20 protein-coding genes are annotated in these 20,491 nt (G+C 61.4%); 12 read left to right on the top strand and 8 right to left on the bottom strand.

What is annotated here, in order from left to right:
• Positions 1 to 18: 18 nt before the first annotated feature.
• Positions 19 to 312 carry an acyl-CoA carboxylase epsilon subunit gene (locus HMPREF3157_RS10060; protein ID WP_016665040.1) on the bottom strand — a complete coding sequence of 98 codons (294 nt, stop codon included), beginning with the start codon at positions 310 to 312 and terminating at the stop codon, positions 19 to 21.
• Positions 309 to 1,895: an acyl-CoA carboxylase subunit beta gene (locus tag HMPREF3157_RS10055; protein ID WP_016665039.1), complete on the bottom strand. Its 1,587-nt coding sequence runs from the start codon at positions 1,893 to 1,895 to the stop codon at positions 309 to 311. The genes HMPREF3157_RS10060 and HMPREF3157_RS10055 overlap by 4 nt, the downstream gene beginning before the upstream one ends.
• 93 nt (positions 1,896 to 1,988) lie before the next feature.
• Here HMPREF3157_RS10055 and HMPREF3157_RS10050 point away from each other — a divergent pair, with 93 nt between their 5' ends.
• The 9 genes from HMPREF3157_RS10050 to HMPREF3157_RS10010 all read left to right on the top strand — a co-directional run bounded on the left by HMPREF3157_RS10050 (position 1,989) and on the right by HMPREF3157_RS10010 (position 10,653).
• Positions 1,989 to 2,765, top strand: a complete 777-nt coding sequence (locus tag HMPREF3157_RS10050; protein ID WP_141740674.1) for a biotin--[acetyl-CoA-carboxylase] ligase — start codon at positions 1,989 to 1,991, stop codon at positions 2,763 to 2,765.
• Positions 2,766 to 2,808: 43 nt separating this feature from the next.
• Complete coding sequence (locus HMPREF3157_RS10045) at positions 2,809 to 3,918, top strand: adenylate/guanylate cyclase domain-containing protein (protein WP_070436242.1); 1,110 nt, start codon at positions 2,809 to 2,811, stop codon at positions 3,916 to 3,918.
• Between the two features lie 72 nt (positions 3,919 to 3,990).
• The gene (locus HMPREF3157_RS10040; RefSeq protein ID WP_016665036.1) at positions 3,991 to 4,689 is read left to right on the top strand and encodes a response regulator transcription factor; all 699 of its coding nucleotides are present in this window, start codon (positions 3,991 to 3,993) and stop codon (positions 4,687 to 4,689) included.
• A gap of 19 nt (positions 4,690 to 4,708) precedes the next feature.
• Positions 4,709 to 6,169 carry a sensor histidine kinase gene (locus HMPREF3157_RS10035; protein WP_070436241.1) on the top strand — a complete coding sequence of 487 codons (1,461 nt, stop codon included), beginning with the start codon at positions 4,709 to 4,711 and terminating at the stop codon, positions 6,167 to 6,169.
• Positions 6,114 to 7,364: a 5-(carboxyamino)imidazole ribonucleotide synthase gene (locus tag HMPREF3157_RS10030; RefSeq protein WP_083288155.1), complete on the top strand. Its 1,251-nt coding sequence runs from the start codon at positions 6,114 to 6,116 to the stop codon at positions 7,362 to 7,364. The genes HMPREF3157_RS10035 and HMPREF3157_RS10030 overlap by 56 nt, the downstream gene beginning before the upstream one ends.
• Positions 7,365 to 7,367: 3 nt before the next feature.
• The gene (purE, locus tag HMPREF3157_RS10025) at positions 7,368 to 7,910 is read left to right on the top strand and encodes a 5-(carboxyamino)imidazole ribonucleotide mutase (protein ID WP_070436240.1); all 543 of its coding nucleotides are present in this window, start codon (positions 7,368 to 7,370) and stop codon (positions 7,908 to 7,910) included.
• On the top strand, positions 7,907 to 8,527 hold the full coding sequence (locus tag HMPREF3157_RS10020; RefSeq protein WP_016665032.1) for an acyltransferase: 621 nt from the start codon (positions 7,907 to 7,909) through the stop codon (positions 8,525 to 8,527). Before purE ends, HMPREF3157_RS10020 begins: the two co-directional genes overlap by 4 nt.
• A gap of 30 nt (positions 8,528 to 8,557) precedes the next feature.
• A complete protein-coding gene (locus HMPREF3157_RS10015; protein ID WP_016665031.1) occupies positions 8,558 to 9,664 on the top strand; it encodes a DegT/DnrJ/EryC1/StrS family aminotransferase in 1,107 nt (368 codons plus the stop codon).
• Positions 9,664 to 10,653: a Gfo/Idh/MocA family protein gene (locus HMPREF3157_RS10010; protein WP_016665030.1), complete on the top strand. Its 990-nt coding sequence runs from the start codon at positions 9,664 to 9,666 to the stop codon at positions 10,651 to 10,653. Before HMPREF3157_RS10015 ends, HMPREF3157_RS10010 begins: the two co-directional genes overlap by 1 nt.
• A 128-nt stretch (positions 10,654 to 10,781) precedes the next feature.
• Here HMPREF3157_RS10010 and HMPREF3157_RS10875 read toward each other — a convergent pair whose 3' ends face one another.
• Positions 10,782 to 10,907, bottom strand: coding sequence for a hypothetical protein (locus HMPREF3157_RS10875; protein ID WP_255348415.1), 126 nt, complete (start codon positions 10,905 to 10,907; stop codon positions 10,782 to 10,784).
• Between the two features lie 249 nt (positions 10,908 to 11,156).
• Between HMPREF3157_RS10875 and HMPREF3157_RS10005 the strand changes: the two genes are divergently transcribed.
• Positions 11,157 to 12,059, top strand: coding sequence for a glycosyltransferase family 4 protein (locus tag HMPREF3157_RS10005; RefSeq protein ID WP_141740672.1), 903 nt, complete (start codon positions 11,157 to 11,159; stop codon positions 12,057 to 12,059).
• 47 nt (positions 12,060 to 12,106) lie between these two features.
• Complete coding sequence (locus tag HMPREF3157_RS10000) at positions 12,107 to 14,080, top strand: DUF6541 family protein (RefSeq protein ID WP_016665028.1); 1,974 nt, start codon at positions 12,107 to 12,109, stop codon at positions 14,078 to 14,080.
• A gap of 4 nt (positions 14,081 to 14,084) precedes the next feature.
• On the opposite strand, the gene HMPREF3157_RS10965 is transcribed toward HMPREF3157_RS10000, so the two are convergent.
• Positions 14,085 to 15,026, bottom strand: a complete 942-nt coding sequence (locus HMPREF3157_RS10965; protein ID WP_332067306.1) for a glycosyltransferase — start codon at positions 15,024 to 15,026, stop codon at positions 14,085 to 14,087.
• Here HMPREF3157_RS10965 and HMPREF3157_RS10845 point away from each other — a divergent pair.
• A complete protein-coding gene (locus tag HMPREF3157_RS10845; RefSeq protein ID WP_232049710.1) occupies positions 14,913 to 15,185 on the top strand; it encodes a hypothetical protein in 273 nt (90 codons plus the stop codon). The two genes, HMPREF3157_RS10965 and HMPREF3157_RS10845, sit on opposite strands and share 114 nt — an antisense overlap.
• Here the strand turns inward: HMPREF3157_RS10845 and HMPREF3157_RS09990 are convergent.
• The 4 genes from HMPREF3157_RS09990 to HMPREF3157_RS10840 form a co-directional block, all read right to left on the bottom strand.
• On the bottom strand, positions 15,179 to 16,264 hold the full coding sequence (locus HMPREF3157_RS09990) for a glycosyltransferase (RefSeq protein WP_371440691.1): 1,086 nt from the start codon (positions 16,262 to 16,264) through the stop codon (positions 15,179 to 15,181). The two genes, HMPREF3157_RS10845 and HMPREF3157_RS09990, sit on opposite strands and share 7 nt — an antisense overlap.
• A 290-nt stretch (positions 16,265 to 16,554) precedes the next feature.
• Positions 16,555 to 18,417: an ABC transporter ATP-binding protein gene (locus tag HMPREF3157_RS09985; RefSeq protein WP_070436239.1), complete on the bottom strand. Its 1,863-nt coding sequence runs from the start codon at positions 18,415 to 18,417 to the stop codon at positions 16,555 to 16,557.
• Between the two features lie 74 nt (positions 18,418 to 18,491).
• A complete protein-coding gene (locus HMPREF3157_RS09980) occupies positions 18,492 to 19,610 on the bottom strand; it encodes a glycosyltransferase (RefSeq protein ID WP_016665024.1) in 1,119 nt (372 codons plus the stop codon).
• Positions 19,607 to 20,281: a glycosyltransferase family protein gene (locus HMPREF3157_RS10840; RefSeq protein ID WP_232049709.1), complete on the bottom strand. Its 675-nt coding sequence runs from the start codon at positions 20,279 to 20,281 to the stop codon at positions 19,607 to 19,609. Before HMPREF3157_RS10840 ends, HMPREF3157_RS09980 begins: the two co-directional genes overlap by 4 nt.
• Between the last annotated feature and the right edge of the window lie 210 nt (positions 20,282 to 20,491).

Here is a 20,491-nt window from a genome sequence, read left to right as displayed (position 1 = left end):
CCACTGTAGTCACGTGAGTCAGCGCTGGGAGAAAATCCAGGAGCTTTGGCCCGCGCTCGCGCGGAGGGAGTGAGCCGATCTGTGGGTGCGCACGGGAGAATTCCATGCCGAGGATGAGCCTCCTGCGCGCTCGGCGATTTCACGCTGGTGCGCCTCTTCTCGCGAAATCGCGCTCATCGCCGCGACCGCCACCGAAATGGCGGCGATTTCTTCCTCGGTAAGGCGGCCCGAGACAAGTTCGACGCTCGGGCGAGGCTCTGCTCCGTCGCTTCCGGGGAATGAGGGAGGGTTCAGCTGCTCGTGAGCGCTCACAGCGGAATGTTCCCGTGTTTCTTTGTGGGCATGGCGTCACGCTTGGTCCGCAGTGCCCTGAGCGCCCGTGTGATCGCCTCGCGAGTCTCGTGAGGTTGGATCACGCCGTCGAGAAGGCCTCGCTCAGCGGCCACATAGGGATTTGCGAAGGTCTCTTCGTACTCGGTTTGGAACTGTGCGCGAAGCGCCTCGGCGTCCTCGCCTGCTTCGCCGGCTGCTTTGAGTTCCTTTCGGTGAAGGATATTGACCGCCCCCTGCGCGCCCATGACCGCTATTTGAGCGGTTGGCCACGCGAGATTGATATCGGCACCGAGCTCCTTCGAGCCCATCACGATGTACGCGCCGCCGTACGCCTTGCGGGTGATGACGGTAATGAGCGGGACGGTCGCCTCAGCGTACGCGTACAGAAGTTTCGCACCGCGGCGAATGATGCCGCCATACTCCTGGCCCGTTCCCGGGAGGAAACCCGGCACATCCACGAACGTCAGTACCGGAATGTTGAAGGAATCGCATAGTCGAACGAAGCGTGCGGCTTTCTCGCTCGCATCGATATCGAGCGTGCCTGCGAGTTGCGAAGGCTGATTCGCGACGATGCCGACGCTGTGCCCTTCGACTCGCCCGAAACCCACGATGACGTTTTTCGCGAAATTCCCGTGGATCTCGAGGAACTCGTCGTCGAGGACCGCCTCGACCACGCTGAGCATGTCGTAGGGCTGATTCGGGGAATCGGGGACGAGGCGATCGAGGGCGCGGTCTTCCGCTCTCGGTTCGAGATCCGATTCGTCGGGATAGACGGGGGCCTCAGTAAGTGTGTTCGCCGGAAGATACGAGAGAAGGTCTCGAACGTAGTCGAGTGCGTCTGACTCATCGCTCGCCATGTAGTGCGCGACTCCGGACGTGCTCGAGTGCGTGCGAGCCCCGCCAAGCTCCTCGAAGCCCACGCTCTCGCCGGTGACGGTTTTGATGACGTCGGGACCCGTAATGAACATGTGCGAGGACTTCTCCACCATCACGATGATGTCCGTGAGCGCAGGTGAGTAAACGGCGCCGCCAGCCGCGGGCCCCATGATCAGAGAAATCTGGGGGATAACGCCCGAAGCACGCGTGTTCCGCCGGAAAATTCCCGCGAAGGCCGCGAGTGACGCAACGCCTTCCTGGATGCGCGCGCCACCGCCGTCGAGGATCCCGATAATCGGAACGCCGGTGGACAGCGCGAGGTCTTGAATCTTCTGGATCTTCTTTCCGTGTGCCTCGCCGAGTGAGCCACCGAGAACAGTGAAATCCTGCGAATACACGCACACTTGGCGGCCATCGATCGTCCCGTACCCCGTGATGATTCCATCGCCATCGATACGTTTATTCTCGAGCCCAAAATTGTGGCTTTGGTGGCGCACGAAGCGATCGGTCTCGACAAACGATCCCGCATCGAGGAGTTCCTCGATGCGCTCGCGGGCGGTTTTCTTGCCGCGCGCGTGCTGCTTCTTGATCGCTGCGGCCCCCGCCTCCGTGACGGCCGCATTCTCGCGGGACCGAAGTTCGTCAAGTCTCTCGGCGGTCGTGGACCGCCTCGGGGTCTCGTTCACTCCCACTCCTGCTCCGTCGTGGCCTGGCACAATTGCTCTCGTGAGTGTACGCCATAGTGGAAAAGCGAGGCAGCGAAGAGGGAGTGAAAGGCCGTGAGTGAGCATATGCGTATCGACTACGTGGACTCCTGCACCTCAACCCTCGACATTCTCACCGAGCCGCCCTACGACACGCTCGAAGCGCCGTTCGCTCTCATGACTCTCGATCAGCGCGCCGGGCATGGGCGGCAAGGGCGGCGCTGGCAGAACCGGCCGGGAGAATCCCTAGCGCTCACACTCGCGTGGCCGCTGCCGGGCCCCGAGCGCCGAGGCTGGTACCCGCTCGCCGTGGCCCTCGCCGTTCTCGATGCGTGCGCTGAAGTGGCCCCCGGGGCCGTATTGCCCCGCGTGAAGTGGCCAAACGACATTCTCTCGCTCTCAGGCGAGAAGATCGCGGGAATTCTCGTTCGTCTTGACCGTGGGCGTCTTCTCGCGGGAGTTGGCGTCAATCTCGTGGGGGAGATTGAACGGGGGCGCGAGGGATTGGAGAAGGCGCAGACGCTTGCGAGCATGGATGCTTTGTACGGTGGAGTTCTCGCCGATGCAGATGGGCGCTGCGAGTTTGGCGCCGTGCTCGCGCGAAAAATCGCGCGCATTTTCGCACTTGTCGATCACGGCGGAGAGGACTTCAGACACCTGCAGAGGCGGTATGCTGTGAACTGCCTCACTGTGGGGTCGTCGGTTGTTGTGACGACACCGGCGGGTGCCACCTATAGCGCGAGGGCGCTCGGCATCGATCCAGTGGGCAGGCTGCTCGTCCACAATGCCGATCGAGGTCACCACGCTCTCGATGCCGCCGACGTCCATCTGGCGCGGCCGAAGCAAGTGTGAGCACCAGGAGATGCGGGATTCGAGGACAGAACGAAAGGACCCGATGAGTACCGTTCACGATCGTGAGGAGCCCAACGCGCATGTCGCAGGCGACGCCGTGCCGAATGAGCTCAACGAACGCTTCGCGCGCGTGCGCGGCGCCATCGGTGCACTCGAGCGGTCCCTCCTCGACGGCGAACGCGAATACTCCAGGCGGGATCTCGAAGAAGACTTCAACGTCGACCGGCAACTCAGTACCGACTATTGGCGGGGACTCGGGTTTTCCAACGTCGCCTTCGACACGACCGTCTTCACCGAAGACGATGCCGAAGCGATCGCCGACCTCGCCGCTCTCGTCAACGACGGCACCTTGAGCGACGACGCATTTGTCACGATTGTTCGCGGGCTCGGCTTTCATATGGGACGCCTCGCGATGTGGCTCACCGAAGCACTCGTGGACGATGCCAAGCAACGCCACGGCATGAGCGACACCGAGGCGCGTATGCGCATGCTCGAGAGCGTTCCGCAGTTCGTCGAAATCTTCGAGCACCAAGCGATCCACGTGTTCCGCCGGCAAATGTCGGCCTACACAGCGCGTGCCGGTGCGGAGATCCTGCGTACCTCGACGAGTGAATGGGACGACGATTCTCTCCCGCTCCCGCGCGCCGTTGGCTTCGCGGACCTCGTCCAGTTCACGCGTCTCGCCCAATCGATTGACGGCATCGAGCTTGCCGGGGTCATCAGGGATTTCGAGAACCTCACACGCGACGTCATTTCCGACGGTGGCGGGCGCGTCGTCAAGACGGTGGGCGACGAAGTCATGTTCCTCGCCGATACCCCGGAGGACGGCGTCAGAATCGCGCTGTCGATTTCGGAAAACATTAAGCGCCAGCCGTCGCTCCCCAACGTGCGCGTGGGCCTTGCGTGGGGAAACATGTTCTCCCGCTACGGGGATGTGTTCGGCCCCAAAGTGAATCTCGCAGCGAGGCTCGAAGGTATCGCCGAACCGGGCGCGGTCGTGATCGACGGCGAGACGGCGGATCTGGTCGACCGCGCCTTCCCCGGCGGATTTACGCGCGTAGCCGAATGGACAGAGGAGCTTCACGGGATCGGCGAGACCGCCATTGTGAGGGTCGAACGAGCTGCGGCCTCGCTCATCGAGCGTCACTCGTGAGAGAGTAGAGAGTCGCTTGAAGGTCTGCGCTTCTCACAGCGGGGACACACGCACTCGGGTAAGGATGACTTCGTGACACGACTACTTCTCGTTGAAGACGATTCGGCGATCGCAGAGCCCCTCTCGCGAGCCCTCGACCGCGAAGGCTACTCCGTTGTGAGAGCGTCGAGAGGAATTGACGCCCTGACCATCGCCGCGAGCGAGGACCACATCGACTTCGTGATTCTCGATCTGGGCCTACCCGACATCGACGGCCTCGAAGTATGCAGGAGGCTCCGCAAAGGTGGTCTCGAGGCCCCCGTTCTCATTCTCACCGCGCGGGCCGACGAGGTCGACGCGGTTGTGGGTCTCGACGCTGGCGCCGACGATTACGTGACTAAGCCCTTCCGTCTCGGTGAGCTCCAGGCCCGTATCCGAGCCCTCCTTCGGCGGACCCAGGTCGCAGAAGACACGAGCTCGAACGTGTACGACATCAACGGGGTGAGCCTCGATCCATCCGCGCGCCGCGTATACGTCGACGGCGAGGAGCTCTCCCTCAGTGCTAAAGAGTTCGATCTTCTCGCGGTGCTCATGCGCGAAGCAGGAAGCGTCGTCACTCGCGACGACCTCATGCGGGAGGTGTGGGGCGCCGAATGGTGGGGCTCCACGAAAACGCTCGACATGCACATCTCGTGGCTGCGCCGCAAACTTGGCGATGACGCGACAAGTCCCAAGCGCATCACCACCATTCGTGGCGTGGGTTTCCGCTTCGAAGACACCGACGCCCACTAAGGCGCGCTAGGCGCACACCATGCAACTTCGAGTTCTCCAGGCCACCCTCATGACCGTGCTTCTTGCGGTCCTCCTGCTTGGCATCCCCCTGGGTGCGGCGTGGCTGACAGCCGTACGGGACAACCTCTCCGCGCAGGCCGGCACCCTTCTTCAAGACGTCATTTCTGAAACGGATCACCGCCTCAACGAGGGGCTCCCGATCGACGAAACAATGCTTCAAGAGACCGTCGATCAGGTTGTGAACCTCGACGTGCAAATTGCGGTCACGTATCAAAACACGGAACTCGAAGCAGGCGAAGACGCAGGCGCCGATGCTCTCCAACAGTCGGCACAGGGCGTCAACGGCCAGATCGTGACCGTGCGCATTCCCCAATCCGATGTCCGAGCGCACACGGCAAGCGCGTGGGTGCTCATCATCGTTGCCGCGATAAGCGCGATTGCAATCGGCGTGTCGGTCGCGCTGTGGCAAGCGCAGAGGCTTTCCGCGCCACTCGTTCGCCTCACGAGGCGCGCTGAAGAACTTGGCAGCGGTAGGAGCCGCTCGGAGTGGAAGCCGAGCGGGATCGCCGAAATTGACACCGTAGCGGTCGAACTCACCCGCTCCGGCGCGATGCTCACCGAAAGGCTCGAGGCGGAATCGGCACTCGCCTCCGACGCTTCCCACCAACTGCGCACACCGCTCACGGCCCTGTCCATGAGGCTCGACGAAATTCTCGCAACGAGCTCGGAAGAATGGGTCCGCGAGGAAGCGCGCGTGTCCCTCGAACAGGTTGACCGCCTCACCCAGGTCGTCCATGACCTCATCAACGCCCCCCGTTCCTCCCAGCGCCGCACTCCCGGGGTCGTCGATCTCCGCCAAGTCCTCGTACAGCAGGCCGAAGAATGGAAGCACGCCTTCCGTGGCGCAGGTCGCGAACTGCGAATCCAGGTCCCGCACGCCGCAGCCGTATGGGCCTCGCATGGGCCGCTCACTCAAGTGATCGCCACGTTGATCGAGAACTCCCTCGCCCACGGCGGGGGAACGACCCGCGTGAAGGTACGTCGTAACGAGCAATCAACCGTCATCGAGGTCGTCGACGAAGGCGCCGGCATCGATCCGGCTCTGGGCCAGCGAATTTTCGAACGCTCCGTCTCAGGCAAAGACTCGCGTGGAACGGGCGTCGGCCTTGCCCTTGCCCGCACCCTCGTCGAAGACGACGGCGGTCGACTCGAGCTCATTGATGAGCGCCCCGCGCGCTTTGGCATCTTCCTCTCGACGGCGCCCGCTCCCGAGGATCCCGAGCTCGCAGATACAGAAGATCAGCAGCCGTCGGACCCCGCCAAGGCCCACGGGCTCGTGGCGCGGCGGGACAAGCGACGCGCCGAGCGACACCAACGAGAAGCCGCTGCCTCCGCGGCGCACGCTCTTGAGGCATTGCCCACCGATGCACGTTCCACCCAGCGTGCCGGGGACGCGAGCGCGGACGGCGCACTACACTAGCGGCGTGAGTACTCAACCCGCCCGCAAGTCCAGCTCATCACATGTGGAAGGCGCGCGCTCGCCGCGTATTGGCGTGATCGGTGGTGGACAGCTCGCGCGCATGATGATCCCCGCCGCAATCGAACTCGACCTCGACTTGCATGTCCTCGCGACTACCCCGGACGAGTCCGCGGCGCGCGTGAGCACCCACGTCATGCTCGGGCGTCACGACGACCCCGAGGCAGTCACGGCCTTCGCGAGGAGCGTTGACGTCGTGACCTTCGACCACGAACACGTCCCTACCGGCCTCCTTCACGCGCTCGAGCATGAAGGGGTGGTGGTGCGTCCGGGCCCCAACGCGCTCGTATACGCACAGGACAAGCTCGCCATGCGTGCGCGCCTCAGCGAACTTGGCCATCCATGCCCCCAGTGGTGGCGCGTCGAGACCGAAGCTGATCTCGAAGCCGCCCTCCATGAGAGCGGGGGAGACCTCATCCTGAAGACCGCACGCGGCGGTTACGACGGTCACGGAGTGATGCGGGTGGAGGCACTCGAGGACGCCCGCGAGTGGCTCGAAAGAGGACAGCCGCTACTCGCCGAGGAACGCGTCCCCTTCGTCCGCGAACTCTCAGCGCAAGTGGCGAGGCGTCCCGGTGGTGAGATCGCCACCTACCCCGTGACTGAATCCGAGCAAAAAGACGGGGTGTGCTTTCGCGTGAGCGCGCCCGCACCGAACCTCGCAGCGGAAGTCGCCGAGCGAGCACGCACCCTCGCCGCAAATATCGCGAGCGACCTCGAGGTCGTGGGAATGCTCGCTGTCGAACTGTTCGAGTACCCGGATGGTCGCATTGCCGTCAACGAACTCGCGATGCGGCCCCACAATACGGGGCACTGGAGCATGGACGGGTGTGTCACGAGCCAATTTGAGCAGCATCTGCGCGCCGTCGCAGACCTCCCACTCGGAGACACCACCCCCACCGCTGCGTGGACCGTCATGGTCAACACTCTCGGCAGCACCCGCGAAAACCTCGCCGAAGGTGCACGAGAGGCTCTCGCGAAGGATCCCGGAATCAAGCTGCATCTGTACGGCAAGAGCGTTCGCGCAGGCCGCAAACTTGGGCACGTGACCGCTCTTGGAGCCGATCTCGAGGAGACAGAGCGCCGGGCCCGCGCCGCAGCGCACACCATCGTGACCGGCGACGAATCAAAGGAATAGCACATGAGTAAGAAGCCCCTGGTCGGTATCGTCATGGGGTCCGATTCGGACTACCCCGTGATGAAAGACGCCGAAGAGCAGCTCGCCCATTTCGACATCCCGTGCGAGGTCGAGGTCGTGAGCGCTCACCGCATGCCTGAAGACATGATCCAGTACGGACGATCCGCGCACGAGCGCGGCCTGCGTGCGATCATTGCCGGTGCAGGCGGAGCCGCACACCTGCCGGGAATGCTCGCCGCCCTTACCCCCCTTCCTGTGATTGGCGTTCCCGTTCCGCTGCGGCACCTCGACGGCATGGACTCACTCTTGTCGATCGTGCAAATGCCGAAGGGAGTGCCCGTCGCAACCGTATCGATCGGTGGCGCTGCCAACGCCGGGCTCCTCGCAGCGCGAATTCTGAGTTCCGGAGACTCGGATTTTGCGCGAGAAATCCGCGAAAAAATGGTGAGGTATCAAACAGAATTGCGCGATCTTGCGTACGAAAAAGGCAAAAAGCTGCGGGAGTCCCGCCAACATTGCTTTACGGGTGGCAAGGTGGGGGCATGAGCACAGAGCGTAACTACCGGCTCGCAGAGGGGGCGGACGTTTCACCTGAGGCGAGTGTCGGCGAAGGCAGCTCAGTCTGGCACTACGCGCAGGTTCGCGAGGGGGCCTCACTTGGTGAGAATTGCATCATCGGACGCGGAGCTTATATCGGCTCCGGCGTCACAATGGGGGCGGGGTGCAAAGTGCAAAACTACGCCCTTGTGTATGAACCTGCCGTGCTTGGTGACGGGGTGTTCATCGGGCCCGCAGTCGTCCTTACCAACGATCATTTTCCGCGCGCAGTCAACCCGGATCTGAGCCCGAAGAGAGCATCCGACTGGGAACCGGTGGGCGTGACGATCGAAAAGGGCGCCGCCATCGGTGCACGATCTGTCTGCGTGGCCCCTGTCACTATCGGTGCCTGGGCGCTTGTGGCCGCGGGCTCGACCGTCGTTAAAGATGTCCCACCGCACGCGCTCGTTGCCGGGGTGCCCGCGAAGCGCATTGGTTGGGTTGGTAGGTCAGGTAAGCCCCTCGCAGCAGACCCCGACGGCGGCTGGGTGTGTCCCGAGACGGGCGAACACTACGTTGAAGACGATGTGACCGGTGGCCTCGCCCTGCTTGAAAATGCCGCATAGTTTTATCGATTGAGAAGAAGGACATTGCACATGTCATACAATCTGATTCCTGCTGCGAAGCCGATCATCGGCGAGGAGGAGCGTGCCGCGGTTGACCGCGTACTTGCTTCCGGCATGATCGCGCAGGGACCCGAGGTCGCGGCTTTCGAAAAGGAGTTCTCGAGCGCGCTCGCCGGTGGGCGTGAGTGCGTTGCCGTTAACTCGGGCACGTCGGGTCAGCACCTCGGTCTTCTCGCCTCGGGTATCAAGCCCGGTGACGAGGTTATTGTTCCGTCCTTCACCTTTGCGGCGACCGCTAATGCGGTTGCCGTGATCGGGGCGATGCCTGTTTTCGTCGATATCGATCTCGATTCATTCTGCATGGACCCCGCGCAGATCGAAGCGGCGATTACCGAGCGAACGGTGGCGATTCAGCCCGTACACCTTTACGGTCATCCGGCCGCGATGGAGCAGATCTGTGAAGTCGCGAAGAAGCACAGCCTGTGGGTTGGCGAAGATGCCGCGCAGGCCCACGGCGCGACTCTCAACGGCAAGCAGGTCGGTACGTTCGGTCGCTGGGGCATGTTCTCGCTGTACCCGACCAAGAACATGACCTCGGGTGAGGGCGGCATGGTCTCGTGCGAGGATGCCGAGACGGCACGTCGAATCCGTCTGTTCCGTAACCAGGGGATGGAGAAGCAGTACGCAAACGAGGTCGCTGGCTTCAACAACCGCATGACCGACATCCATGCCGCGATTGGCCGTGTTCAGCTCACCAAGCTGGAGGCATGGACGAAGCGCCGCCAGGAGACAGCTGCATTCTTCGATGAACACCTCGAAGGTGTCGTGGTGCCCAAGGTAGCCGAGGGAGCGACCCACGTGTACCACCAGTACACGATTCGTATTGATGGGGCCAGCGCAGAGGAGCGCGACCGCTTTGCCCAGGCGCTTCGCGAGGAGTATGCAGTGGGCTGCGGCGTGTACTACCCGACTCCCGTGCACCGCCTTGCCTCGTTTGATCGCCGCGACATTGAGCTCCCCGTGACGGAGAAAGCTGCGCGCGAAGTGCTCTCACTTCCGGTTCATCCGAGTGTGAGTGATGCGGATCGCGAGCGCGTGGTTGAGGCCGTGAATGCCGTTGCGAAAGCGGGTGCCTGATGAGCAAAAATCTTCGCGCTGGTCTTATTGGCCTCGGCATGATGGGCCGTCATCATGCCCGTAATCTTCGCGCTCTCGAAGGCGTCGATCTCGTGGCCGTTGCGGATCCTCAAGGCGATCCGCATGGCGCCGCGCCCGGCTACGAAGTCTTGCCAAATGTCGAAGCCCTTATCGAAGCTGGGCTCGACTACTGCGTGGTTGCAGTGCCGACTGCATTTCACCGGGACGTAGCGCTCGCGCTCGCCGAGGCCGGTGTTCATACGCTTGTCGAAAAGCCGCTTGCTTTCGACATCATCGAGGCTGAAGAAATCACCAATGCCTTTGAATCAAAGGGTCTTGTGGGCGCGGTGGGCTATATCGAACGCTATAACCCCGCTCTCCAGGAAATGCGCAAGCGTATCGAAAATGGCCAGCTCGGCGATATTTATCAGATCTCTACCCGTCGCCAGGGGATTTTTCCAGCACGAATTGCCGATGTCGGGGTCGTGAAAGATCTCGCCACTCACGATCTCGACCTCACGGCATTCGTTGCTCGCTCAAGTTTTGCGCGGGTCTCGGCTGTGACGACCGGCAAGTCCGGCCGCGAATACGAGGATATGGTCTCGATTGCGGGCCGCCTCGCCGATGGCACCATTACGAACCACCTCGTAAATTGGCTATCGCCGTTCAAAGAGCGCGTGACTATCGCGACCGGTGAAAAAGGCGCACTCGTTGGCGACACGTTGACCGCAGATCTCACGTTCCATGCCAACGGCGAGACCGTAAACGAATGGGACGCGATTGCCTCCTTCCGCGGCGTGAGTGAGGGTGATACCGTTCGCTACGCTCTCAACCGCAAGGAGCCTTTGAAGACCGAACACGAAGCCTTCCGCGACGCTGTACGCGGCGACGTCTCGAACATCGTGACGATGCGCGAAGGCCTAAATACGGTCCGCGCCGTGGAAGCAGTTTTGGACTCGGCGGCGGCAGGTCGCACGGTCGAGCTGTAGGGGCCCGGGTGCGCATTCCGCCCGCCTTCGCACGCCTTGGTGCGCATCTTCCCGGCTCCCTCGGGGCGAGTTTTGAATTCGTCGCGAGGAGGGCCGGCCTCGCGCACGGAGACCGCCAGGTCGGAGAATTAGAGCGTACGGTCCGACGCCTGCTGCGCTTTGCCGATCGAGCTTTCGCGAGAGGCGACCTCGATTCGACCACGGGCTTTCTCGTGAAAGTTTTTGAGCTCACCCATCACGTAGAAGTCCGTCATGATCCGTTACGGTTCGCGCAGATTCTTCGTGAATCGAAAGCAGTCCGACGGCTCGGGGAACCGTCGGAAAACTTGTACTCAAGTGGAACGAGTTCTCAAGCACCTCCCGGTCGTCCTGTACGTCTCCTGGTCGTCGCGCATCGGTCGTTTACGTTTGTCGATCGGGTGATCGCCCTGCTGGAAGAGCGCGGGATAGCCGAATGCCGGAGGGTTGATCTTGCCGAGCATGTAGAGGCTGACGACCTTCGAATGCACTCACTTATCCGGGCGCGTCTTGCGGGAGTGACGCGCCCGCTGCCCGAGTCGATGCGTACCGACGTCGAGTGGGCCGAGGCGATTTTTGTGGAATGGGGACATCATGCTCTGGTATGGGCGTCGATAACCGACTTTGGCGAGCTCCCGGTTTATGGCCGTTTCCACCGTTTCGAGGCGTTTACCGCATTTCCGTTGCTCATTGATTTTTCTCGCTTGACCCACACGGTCTTCGTCGCTGACCACGTGCGCAATCTTCTGCTGAAATTGCGCCCCGACCTAGAGGCGAGCCGCACGAGTGTCATCACGAACGCCTTGGACACGGATAGGTTTACCCTCCCCAAGCTTGAGGATGCGCACAGAACGGCGATATTGGTGGGATGGAATCGACCCGTCAAAGACCCTTCATGGGCACTTGAAGTTCTCCGTGAAGTGCTGCGCTCGCAACCCGAGTTTCGATTGCTGTTAGCGGGGGAGGCGCCTCGTGACTGGGAAAGCATTGTTGCCCAGGGCCTGCGCGATGCGGGAACCGTGGAGCTGCTTGGGCAGCGTGACGATATGCCCAGCGTCTTTAGGCGTGCGGGGTTTGTTCTTTCTGCGTCACGACATGAGGGAACTCACGAGGCTGTCGCCGAGGGGGCTGCATCAGGCGCAATTCCCATCGTAAGAGACTGGCCCGAGGCGCGAGCGTTTGGCGGGGCACGAAGCGTTTATCCCGAAGAATGGGTTGTTGAGAGTCCGCAGGAGGCAGCGCAGAAGATCTGTGGGCTCCTTGCGGACTCTGAGTTGTACCAATCGCGTGCGTCGTCGGTGAGGCAATGGATTCGCGAGTCACGGGGCGGGGGAAAGATCGCAAGAGCATACGCGGATATGCTCACAGGTAGCGCTTACAGTTCCTGATCCCCGTCTTCCCCATTTTGTTCCCCGCCATCTGAGAGGACTTCGCCATGCAAGAGGTGCTCGCGCTCGCGTTTGCACTCGCAGTTCTCCTAGTCCCGGGCTGGTCTATCGTGCGCGCACTCGGGGTGCTCGGAGCCCGCTCCATGGTGTATGCTCCAGCGCTCACAGCGCTCCTCATGTTCATCGCGAGTGCGGTGGGAGCTCTCACAGGAATACGCTGGGCTTTATGGTTTTTTGGCGCGTGTGCGTGCGTGAGCGCGCTTGGCACGTGGGGCGTGCGCGCTTGGGCGTTGAAGAAGCACTCCGGCGAGCATAGATCCGACACCCGCGCGACTCATCGCGAAGCTCCCATCGCAGTAGGACTTGGAGTCCTCATCGTGAGCGCGCTAGCGATCGGCTACGGCGCTCTCGGGGCAATGGGAGGTATCCGCAATCTCAACGGTGCCTATGACGCCTTTTATCATTACTCGGCGATCGCAATGATCCGTGACAACGGTGACGCCTTTGCGTGGACTGCGATGCGGGATATGTATGGAGGGGCGAGTGAGTTTTATCCAACGACATTTGATGCGCTTGCGGCACTCATGCCGTTCGACCCGGTGATGTCAGCAAATTCAGTGTTGCTCGCGGTTCTTACGCTCATTCCTGTGACGTCTTTCGGCGTCGCCCTCGTCGTAATCGAACGAGTCGGGGGTGAGCCTGCATCTGCGAAGGAGCGCTGGTCGCAATGGATTCTAGCCGCCTCGATTGGGCTAGCGACGCTCGGGTTTTCCTCGCCAGCGATGATCGGCCTTGTCATCGCTCTTTGGCCTTTTCTCCTGGGTGTCAGTCTCCTTCCCACGGCCGTAGCGGCCCTTGCTGACTCACGCGCAGGTGCGCTTCGCTTTCTCGTCCCAGCCGGGGTCTTCGCGGCTCACCCCTCGGCTTTCATCAGTTATCTCGTGGCCCTATGGGCGGCGCTCGTCGCATGGGCTCTTAGGTCAATACTCACTGGTATGCATAAGCGCCGAGCCTGGCTCGTGCTTGTGCTCCTGATAGGTATAGGCGTGGGGTATGTCTTTACGGTCTCCTTGGTCTTCGGCGACATGAATCTCACTAAGCAGGCCCCCCACACAACTGCGACGACGATACTTACCCTCGTCGTCGATCGCCCGAGGGTCCGGGCTATGCCCTTCGCAATTTTTGGATTGGTCGGGCTCTATGCGCTTGCCTTCACCGGGTTGATCACTGGTGGGCCTTGGCGCAAGGCGAGGGAGACGGCAACCGGGGCCGCGATACTCCTCTGTGCTTCAGCGGTGCTGACATTCGCGTGCCAAGAGACCGAGGGGCATTTCGCGATGCTCGCCGCGCCCTGGTATGGCGCTCGAGAGAGGGTCCACGGTCTGTGGGAAATCGGAATCGTTGCGCTGGCCGGTGTCGGTGCAGCGTTTTTCCTCCGTGCCCTGGCCGCGGAGCCCTTCAAGAGGGGAGGAGCTCAGGTCGCAAGCCTGTCTATCGTACTCATTGTTGCTCTCACGGTCGGAGGCTTAGGCCTCACCGGCGCACTCCTTCCGCACAGGCTCCCGCGAACAGCGAGCCTCGCATACACGGCCTGGGGAGAGCAGCTTTATCCCTATGTCACCGCGCAAGAGCGCGCTTTCATCGAACGCGAAGCGGCCAAACTTCCCGAGGAAGTGGTCGTACTCGGCTCGCCTCTCGACGGGACGACGCTTTTCTACTCGCTTGGAGGGCGCAAGGTTGTGTACCCTTCACTTGCGCCTCCGCAGACTCTCGATCAACGCCGCATTGGCCGCTATGCCTCTCAGCTATCGCCGAGCGAGGCCGTGTGTACGTCGATGCTCCGCGAGGGCGTCACCCACGTGTACCTCGATGAATCTGAATTTCCCGGATCGCGCGTGAACGCTCGGGCTTCGAGAGCATATGAAGGAATCTCGTCAATTCCAGAACGCTACCTACACCTCGTAGCTGAGGAGAACGGCTACCGTCTCTACTCGCTCGAGCTTCCTTGCTATCAGCCGTGAAACCTCACTGATTGGCGAGAAGCTGTTCATAAAGGTTCGCGTATTCGCGTCCCACGCGCTCACTACTGAAACGATCGCCGATCACGCTCGCGATCTCGTCACTCGACAATGCGCGTGTTCGGGCATCAACATCGAGTATCGCACTTGCGTAAGCGGCGGGATCTTGACGAGGAACGAGCGCGCCGACACCCGGATCTATGTACTCGCCCTGCCCGCCGGTGGCTCCAACAACAACGGGGCGACCAGCAATGAGTGCCTCGGCCGCTGAAACGAAGAAGTTATCCGCGCGAGTGGGGCCAAAGAAGAGATCGGCGGCTCCAAGTCGTTCGCGTACTTTGTGTGACGGTTGGGACCCCGCAAGGATCACCCGTTCGCTCACCCCGAGGTCGACAGCGTGCGCGCGTGTGGCCTCCTTTAACGGCCCGTCGCCGAGCCATTCGAGCGTCACGTCATAGCCAGCATCTACGAGATGTGCGACAGTGTCGACCGCGATGAGGGGGTCTTTCCGTTCGATGAGGCCACCCGTGGAGATGAGTCGCAAGGCACCGTCTCGTCGTGAGCGTCGCGGTACAAGGTTCCCGGGCTCAACAATGCATGGAACGACATCGACAGGGCGGTCACGGCGTACGTCGCGAATAGGGCGCGCGAGGAAGTTGCACACTGCGCTTACGCGATCGGGAAGTCGGAGGAGTTGCGTCAGAATCGGTAAACCAGAACGGATCGGTCCGGGGAGGGTATCCGGAGTCGTGAGGGCTGACCAATGTTCCGTGTGGAGCCATGGCATTTCGAGGCGAGCGGGTGCAAGCGCAAGGAGTGAAGAAAAAGCCATGGAATGGACGACATCGCTCCCGGAAAGAGCGCGGTTGAGTACGCGGATCGCGCGCAACCAACCGTGCGGATGCGAGGGGGAGAAGGGAATCCGGAGAACTTCGATGCCTTCATGCACGAGTCGGCGGGTCCCGTCGTCATCATGGGGGGGAACCAGATGGATGAGGCGAACATCGGCATGCTTCTGGATCGCGTGGAGATCGCGCACCACGAATGCGCCTCGGCTAGGGCTTTGCCGGGTGGGGAACCAGGTGGTTACCGCAGTGACGATCATTGAGCTGCCTCCTGAATCCCCTCAATGAGAGCCTCGACTTCGCGTTCCCATGTGAGGATTGGCGCTGTTTCGCGCGCTGCAGCCCGGAATGCGTCGCCGTCTCGCAGAACGGTGGTGAGAGCATCCGCGAGACTGCTGGGGTCTTCTAGCGCGACTGTGCGTCCGACACCCAACTCGCGGATGATTGCGGCGAGATCGGGCAAGTCAGCAGCGACAACCGGTAGACCTGCGCGGATCGACTCAAACAGTTTATTCGGCAACGCGAAGCGGTAGCTCAAGCACGTGGGGCGGATATGCACTACGGCGACGTCTCCATCGGCAAGGGCTGAGGTCACTTCGTCGGGAGCGACGGGGCCCACAACATGGATACGATGCTCGATACCTCGCCTCTTCGCGCGCTGGTGAAGCGACTCAATGTAGTCCTCAGATCCGTATCCGAGCATCACTAGGTGAACGCTCGGATCCATGAGTGCAAGCGCGTCGATCGTCTCCTCGATCCCACGTGAGGTAGTGATACCCCCGCCGTACGAAATGATCGGAACATCCGGTGGGAGGCCGGCGAGATCGTGCAGGCGCCCTTCGGAACGATCGGGGACAGGCGCCTTAGAGGGGATATTGCGCACGAGAGCGGGAAGCTCATCGAGGTTGTAGGCGCGTTTGAGCCATGCGGCGATTGAGGGGGAGACTGTCGTGACACGACTGGCACGTGTAATCCCGACCCGCTCAATTGCGGCCTCAACATATGGCGCGATGCGACGCTTGGGAACGTTCCTGCGGCGCCAAAGCTCATGGGAGTCATACACAAAGTTCGTGCCCTTGAGAGCGTGAAGGATGAGCGCTGGAACGAGTGTATTGGCGTCGTTCGCGAGAACTACGTCGTTGTCTTCGCTCAGGAGCGTCCGGGTAGCTCCTGCCCAGTAATACGTGAGAGACACCGGCCCCCACGCGGACACAGCGGCTTTGCGGGCAAAGCGGAGGAGTGCTTGAGAAGCCTGCGATGCGGGACTCTTCTTTTGGGTGCGTGTGGATTCCGCTCGTGCGGGCGTTCTATTAGGTTGCCCCTCGTTTCCTGGAGAGCGCATCGATGTGCCGGGCGCTCCGAAACCGAGTCGTTTTCGCAATCGTGGAGCCAGCGGGCCCGCGATCTGATCGAGTGTGAACGCCGGTACTCGATTGATCACGACATGGTTCCCGCGTGACTCTTTTCCGGCGGGGTGCCCTTGAGCCTCGCGCGCGACGGCAATGATCTCTACTTCTGCTCCATTGTCGGCGAGGCTCCGCGCGGCCTTGAGTACTCGCGCATCGTTATGTGCATCGTTGTAAACCAAGGAAGCGACTCTGAGGTCTTTGAGACGAGCGTGAGGTAGCGAGGTCACGATTTGTCCTTAGGCGAGGGCGAAGGGGCGATGGTCGCAGAAGAGCTTTGAATGTGCAAAGCGGCGCCACTGGTGAGCGCTGATAGATCAACGAGCCCCGCGAGAGCAGCCTGTTCCGCGAATTCAGGTTCTGCGACGACAACTTCATCAAAAGTTCCATGAGCGGCGACAGCACCATCACGCATGAAACAAACTTGGTCACTCTCGCGAATCGTGGCGAGACGATGAGCGACCACCACCACTGTAACTTCGCCGCTCAATGCATTGACGGCTCGTGTGACGGCAGCTTCGGTAGCAGTGTCGAGGGCTGAGGTGGCTTCATCCATGACAAGGACGAGAGGCTCGGCATACAGGGCCCGTGCGATACCGAGTCGCTGGCGTTGACCACCGGAAAGGCTCATGCCTCCTTCGCCGACGCTCGCCCAAATTCCTCCGTCGCGCGCTTCGACGACGCTCAGGAGCTGGGCACGCTCGAGTGCACGACGCACACGGTCTTCATCAATCTCGTCGTTGTTCCAGCTGAGTGCAACGTTGTTGGCGATCGTTGAGTCAAAGAGTGCCACTTGCTGGGGAACGTAGCCCACACGCGAACGCCACGATAGAAGAGCCTCAGACATCGGAATATCGTCGATGAACAGGGCTCCCGATGACGGCTGCATGAGCCCTAGCATGATGTCCACAAGTGTTGACTTTCCGGAACCGGACTTACCCACGAGAGCAAGCGACTGGCCAAAGGGGACAGTGAGCGAGACGCCGCGCACCGCTTCGCTTGAAGTGCCGGGGTACGTGAAGGAAACATTCTCGAGTCGAAGCACCGCAGCGTCCCGGGCCAATGCTTTCCCTCCGAGACGTTCGGTATGCCCTTTGCGGTAGCGCTTTCCAGCCTCAACCTCGTTGAGGACTCGATCCGCGTACGGCATGTTCGCGCCGGTTTGCGCCATGATGGTTTGGAAACGAGTTAGGGAGGGGACGAGCCTGAATCCCGCGACACCGAACAGGGCAAGTGAGCTCATCGCGCCCGTCATGCCGCCCTGTGAGTAGCCAATGAGCGCAGCGATGGCGAGGCCCCCAATGAGACCGATCTCGAGTACGTATCGCGGCAAGGAACCTAGGAATACCTGGTCGGCGCGTGCGCTCGAGGCCTTTCTTCGGAGGGCTAAGACAGCTTCCTCGACCTCTTCGGTTTTGTTGCGAAGAGTGATTTCTTTGAGCGAAGCCACCATCTCGCTCACCATCCGCACGGCTTTGGTCGAAAAATTCCGGTTATCCCTGCCTGCGGCGACGGCCTTGCGAAGAATCCACACGTAAAGAACGAGACCGACAAGTGCGAAGTACACGGCGCTTGTGAGCGCCATGATCGGTTGCGCCACGATAAGCACGAGCAGCACGGCAACTAGCGTGGAGATCTCGCCAATGAGCTGCGTAAAAGGAATCAGAACACCTGAGACGGTTGAGGCCACTCCGACGTCGGTTGAGCGCACGAGATCCGTCGAGTTTCGCGAGAGGCGTTCCGTCCACGGGGCGAAAAAGAATGAGTCGAGGAGCCGCGCTCCGAGATCCTGCTCAAACTGCGCGAAACGCCGCGTCGAGAAACGCTGCACGGCAATGGCGAGAAGGTCCTTCGTGATGATCAGCGTACACACGACGGCGAGCGCTATTCCAAAGTCGCCCGGTGATCGGAGCGTCACTCCGATCACCGGGATGCGTGCGGTTTCACCCGCCAGCATCGGGGCGAGGAGCAATGCGAGTAAGCCGAGGGCGAGAATATCGAGCAACGATAGCGCTGCAAGGATGGCCGAAAAGGTCCAGATAAACTTTTTCGTCCCCGCCGGAAGTGCGTTAAGCAACGCGCGAACCATGGAGAACAACTTTTTCACACCGTAAGCTTAGCGACCCACCTTGCCACCAGCGGACTTTGGACTTGCGTGTGCGTTCAGGAAGGCCGTTTGTAGCTGCGTAGTGCGGCGGCAACTGTGCCGGTGAGCTTGGTTGCGGCTGACGCAGCAATGAAACGGGGCGGTGCATCGGGAAGGAAAAGGTCGCCAACGCGACTCGTGACAAGAGTTGCGGGTGTGCCGTGGTGTCGTCTCTTACGGGAGAGTTCCGCGAGGCTTGCAGCGTCAACGGTTGGATCGAGACAAGCAGCGAGAAGAGAAGCTTCGGCTCTCGAGAATGATCGAACCGCGGATGGGCTAGCATTGAGAAGCCTTTGACACAGCGAAGCTAGATCTTCTCGATCACTACCACTCCAGCTTTCTACGCCGGGACGGTAGTGCACTGTCCCAAATACATGGATGCGGATAAATTTCACGATGATCGCTGCGCGAGTCGAAGGTGCGAGACGGTTGAACCACGGCGAAGCGATGAGCGGCGGAACAAACGCGAGCTGTTCACGAATCGGTCGAACAACATAGGTCACGCGATCCCCGGCATCTTCGCCTATCACGTAGGCCGGCCCCGTGCGGTCTACGGCGACGCGTGCTTCGCATGCGAGCCTCGTCGCAAATGCGACGTCCTCACCAACCGAGAGGCCGGGAATAAATCTCAGCCCTAAGCGCTCCAGCATCGCCGTACTCAAGAGGCCTAGCGGAGCCGACCGGTAGACGAGGCGATCTGTCCGCTCGTGCCGTAACCCTCGGTGAAGCACACGCGCGGGAGGGGTCGGTACGGTCCGCGTCGGAGACCCTAGGGCGAGGTTCGTGAGGACTGCCTCCGCCTTATATCGCTTCGCAAGGCGAAGCCAGGACTCGACGGCCCCCGGTTCGAGCCAGTCATCGGATCCCATCACGGCGCACCACGGCGTGTCGACCGCATCGAGACCGGCATTGAATGGCCCAGTGGGCGAGGAGATGCCATCGATGTGAGGGAGAATCTGCACCCGAGGGCGTAGGTCTTCGGCTATTGAGAGCGAGAGCTCCTCGAGCGGAATATTGTGTGCAACGACGAGTGGGTGGGCGTGACGTTCGTTTCCCTCGAGCACACTTCGCACAGCGCGGTCGAGTGGACGCTCCGCGCTGTGGCAAGCAATGACGACCGTGACCTGCGCAGTCACGAGAGTCCCGCGATTCGATCGACGCTAGCCGCCCATGTAGCTACTTGCGATTCGGCGCTAAGCTCCTTGGCTACCGTGTGGGAATTTGCCTTATACATGCGGACATTCTCGGGAGTGAGCCCCGCGAGCATAGCGGCGAGTCCATCAGCATCGAATCCGGATGCAATACGTCCGAGCGCGTGTTCGTGCACGATACGAGTCATCTCAACGGAGGGGCCGATGGCGAGGGCAAGCCGAGCTTGCACGAAGTCGAAGAACTTGTTCGGTAGGGAGAATTTTTGGTTGAAGCTCACGGGTGGGATCGAGTAGAAGCCCACGTCGTACTTATTGAGTGTAGGAATGAGATCCGTATACGGTACGGGATCGAGGACGCGGATTCTCTCGGGTGCCAACTCGTGTGCTTGCGTGCGCAAATCCTTCACGAGCGAGGGCGTGTTCGGTGCGAGATAGAGATCGAATCTCAATTCTGGTACGCGCGCCACCGCGTCGATCATGATATCGAGACGTCGATCCGGCATCGCGGCGCCCGAATGGACGAGGCGTAGGGGGGCGTCCTCGGGTACTGGTGTAGGCGCGAGGTCATGGAAAGGGCTCGCGTTAGTGACGACATCTGCGTCGATGCCGAATTCGCGCGCGTACTCCTCGGCGAGCCCCGACCCAACGGTGGTCACAGACGGCACCTGCGTGACGTATTGCCGCGTGAGAAAACGAAAATAGGGTGCAACGAACAGCCGCCATCGGCGGAGATCTTCTTTCTGGCGAGGTGAATATTCGTGCAGGTCTGCGTGGATCTTCTCGGGGGAGGTCAGGCGGAGAGCGAGTGGGACGGCTTCAACATCGTTCGCTAAGACGCAGTCGAACGTGCGGCCGGTGAGCCGGCT

It is taken from the genome of Dermabacter sp. HMSC06F07 (assembly GCF_001807345.1).
Classification (GTDB): Bacteria; Actinomycetota; Actinomycetes; order Actinomycetales; family Dermabacteraceae; genus Dermabacter; species Dermabacter hominis.
The sequence above is the reverse complement of the archived record's forward strand: the minus strand, read 5'-3'. Positions and strand labels throughout refer to the sequence as shown.

Bases quoted from the DNA above. Each gene is read 5' to 3' on its own strand.
- HMPREF3157_RS10045 (WP_070436242.1), top strand. From the start codon at position 2,809: ATGAGTACCGTTCACGATCGTGAGGAGCCCAACGCGCATGTCGCAGGC.
- HMPREF3157_RS10035 (WP_070436241.1), top strand. From the start codon at position 4,709: ATGCAACTTCGAGTTCTCCAGGCCACCCTCATGACCGTGCTTCTTGCG.
- HMPREF3157_RS10030 (WP_083288155.1), top strand. From the start codon at position 6,114: ATGCACGTTCCACCCAGCGTGCCGGGGACGCGAGCGCGGACGGCGCAC.
- purE (WP_070436240.1), top strand. From the start codon at position 7,368: ATGAGTAAGAAGCCCCTGGTCGGTATCGTCATGGGGTCCGATTCGGAC.
- HMPREF3157_RS10020 (WP_016665032.1), top strand. From the start codon at position 7,907: ATGAGCACAGAGCGTAACTACCGGCTCGCAGAGGGGGCGGACGTTTCA.
- HMPREF3157_RS10015 (WP_016665031.1), top strand. From the start codon at position 8,558: ATGTCATACAATCTGATTCCTGCTGCGAAGCCGATCATCGGCGAGGAG.
- HMPREF3157_RS10010 (WP_016665030.1), top strand. From the start codon at position 9,664: ATGAGCAAAAATCTTCGCGCTGGTCTTATTGGCCTCGGCATGATGGGC.
- HMPREF3157_RS10875 (WP_255348415.1), bottom strand. From the start codon at position 10,907: ATGACGGACTTCTACGTGATGGGTGAGCTCAAAAACTTTCACGAGAAA.
- HMPREF3157_RS10005 (WP_141740672.1), top strand. From the start codon at position 11,157: ATGCACTCACTTATCCGGGCGCGTCTTGCGGGAGTGACGCGCCCGCTG.
- HMPREF3157_RS10000 (WP_016665028.1), top strand. From the start codon at position 12,107: ATGCAAGAGGTGCTCGCGCTCGCGTTTGCACTCGCAGTTCTCCTAGTC.
- HMPREF3157_RS10845 (WP_232049710.1), top strand. From the start codon at position 14,913: ATGGACGACATCGCTCCCGGAAAGAGCGCGGTTGAGTACGCGGATCGC.
- HMPREF3157_RS09990 (WP_371440691.1), bottom strand. From the start codon at position 16,264: ATGCGCTCTCCAGGAAACGAGGGGCAACCTAATAGAACGCCCGCACGA.
- HMPREF3157_RS09985 (WP_070436239.1), bottom strand. From the start codon at position 18,417: ATGGTTCGCGCGTTGCTTAACGCACTTCCGGCGGGGACGAAAAAGTTT.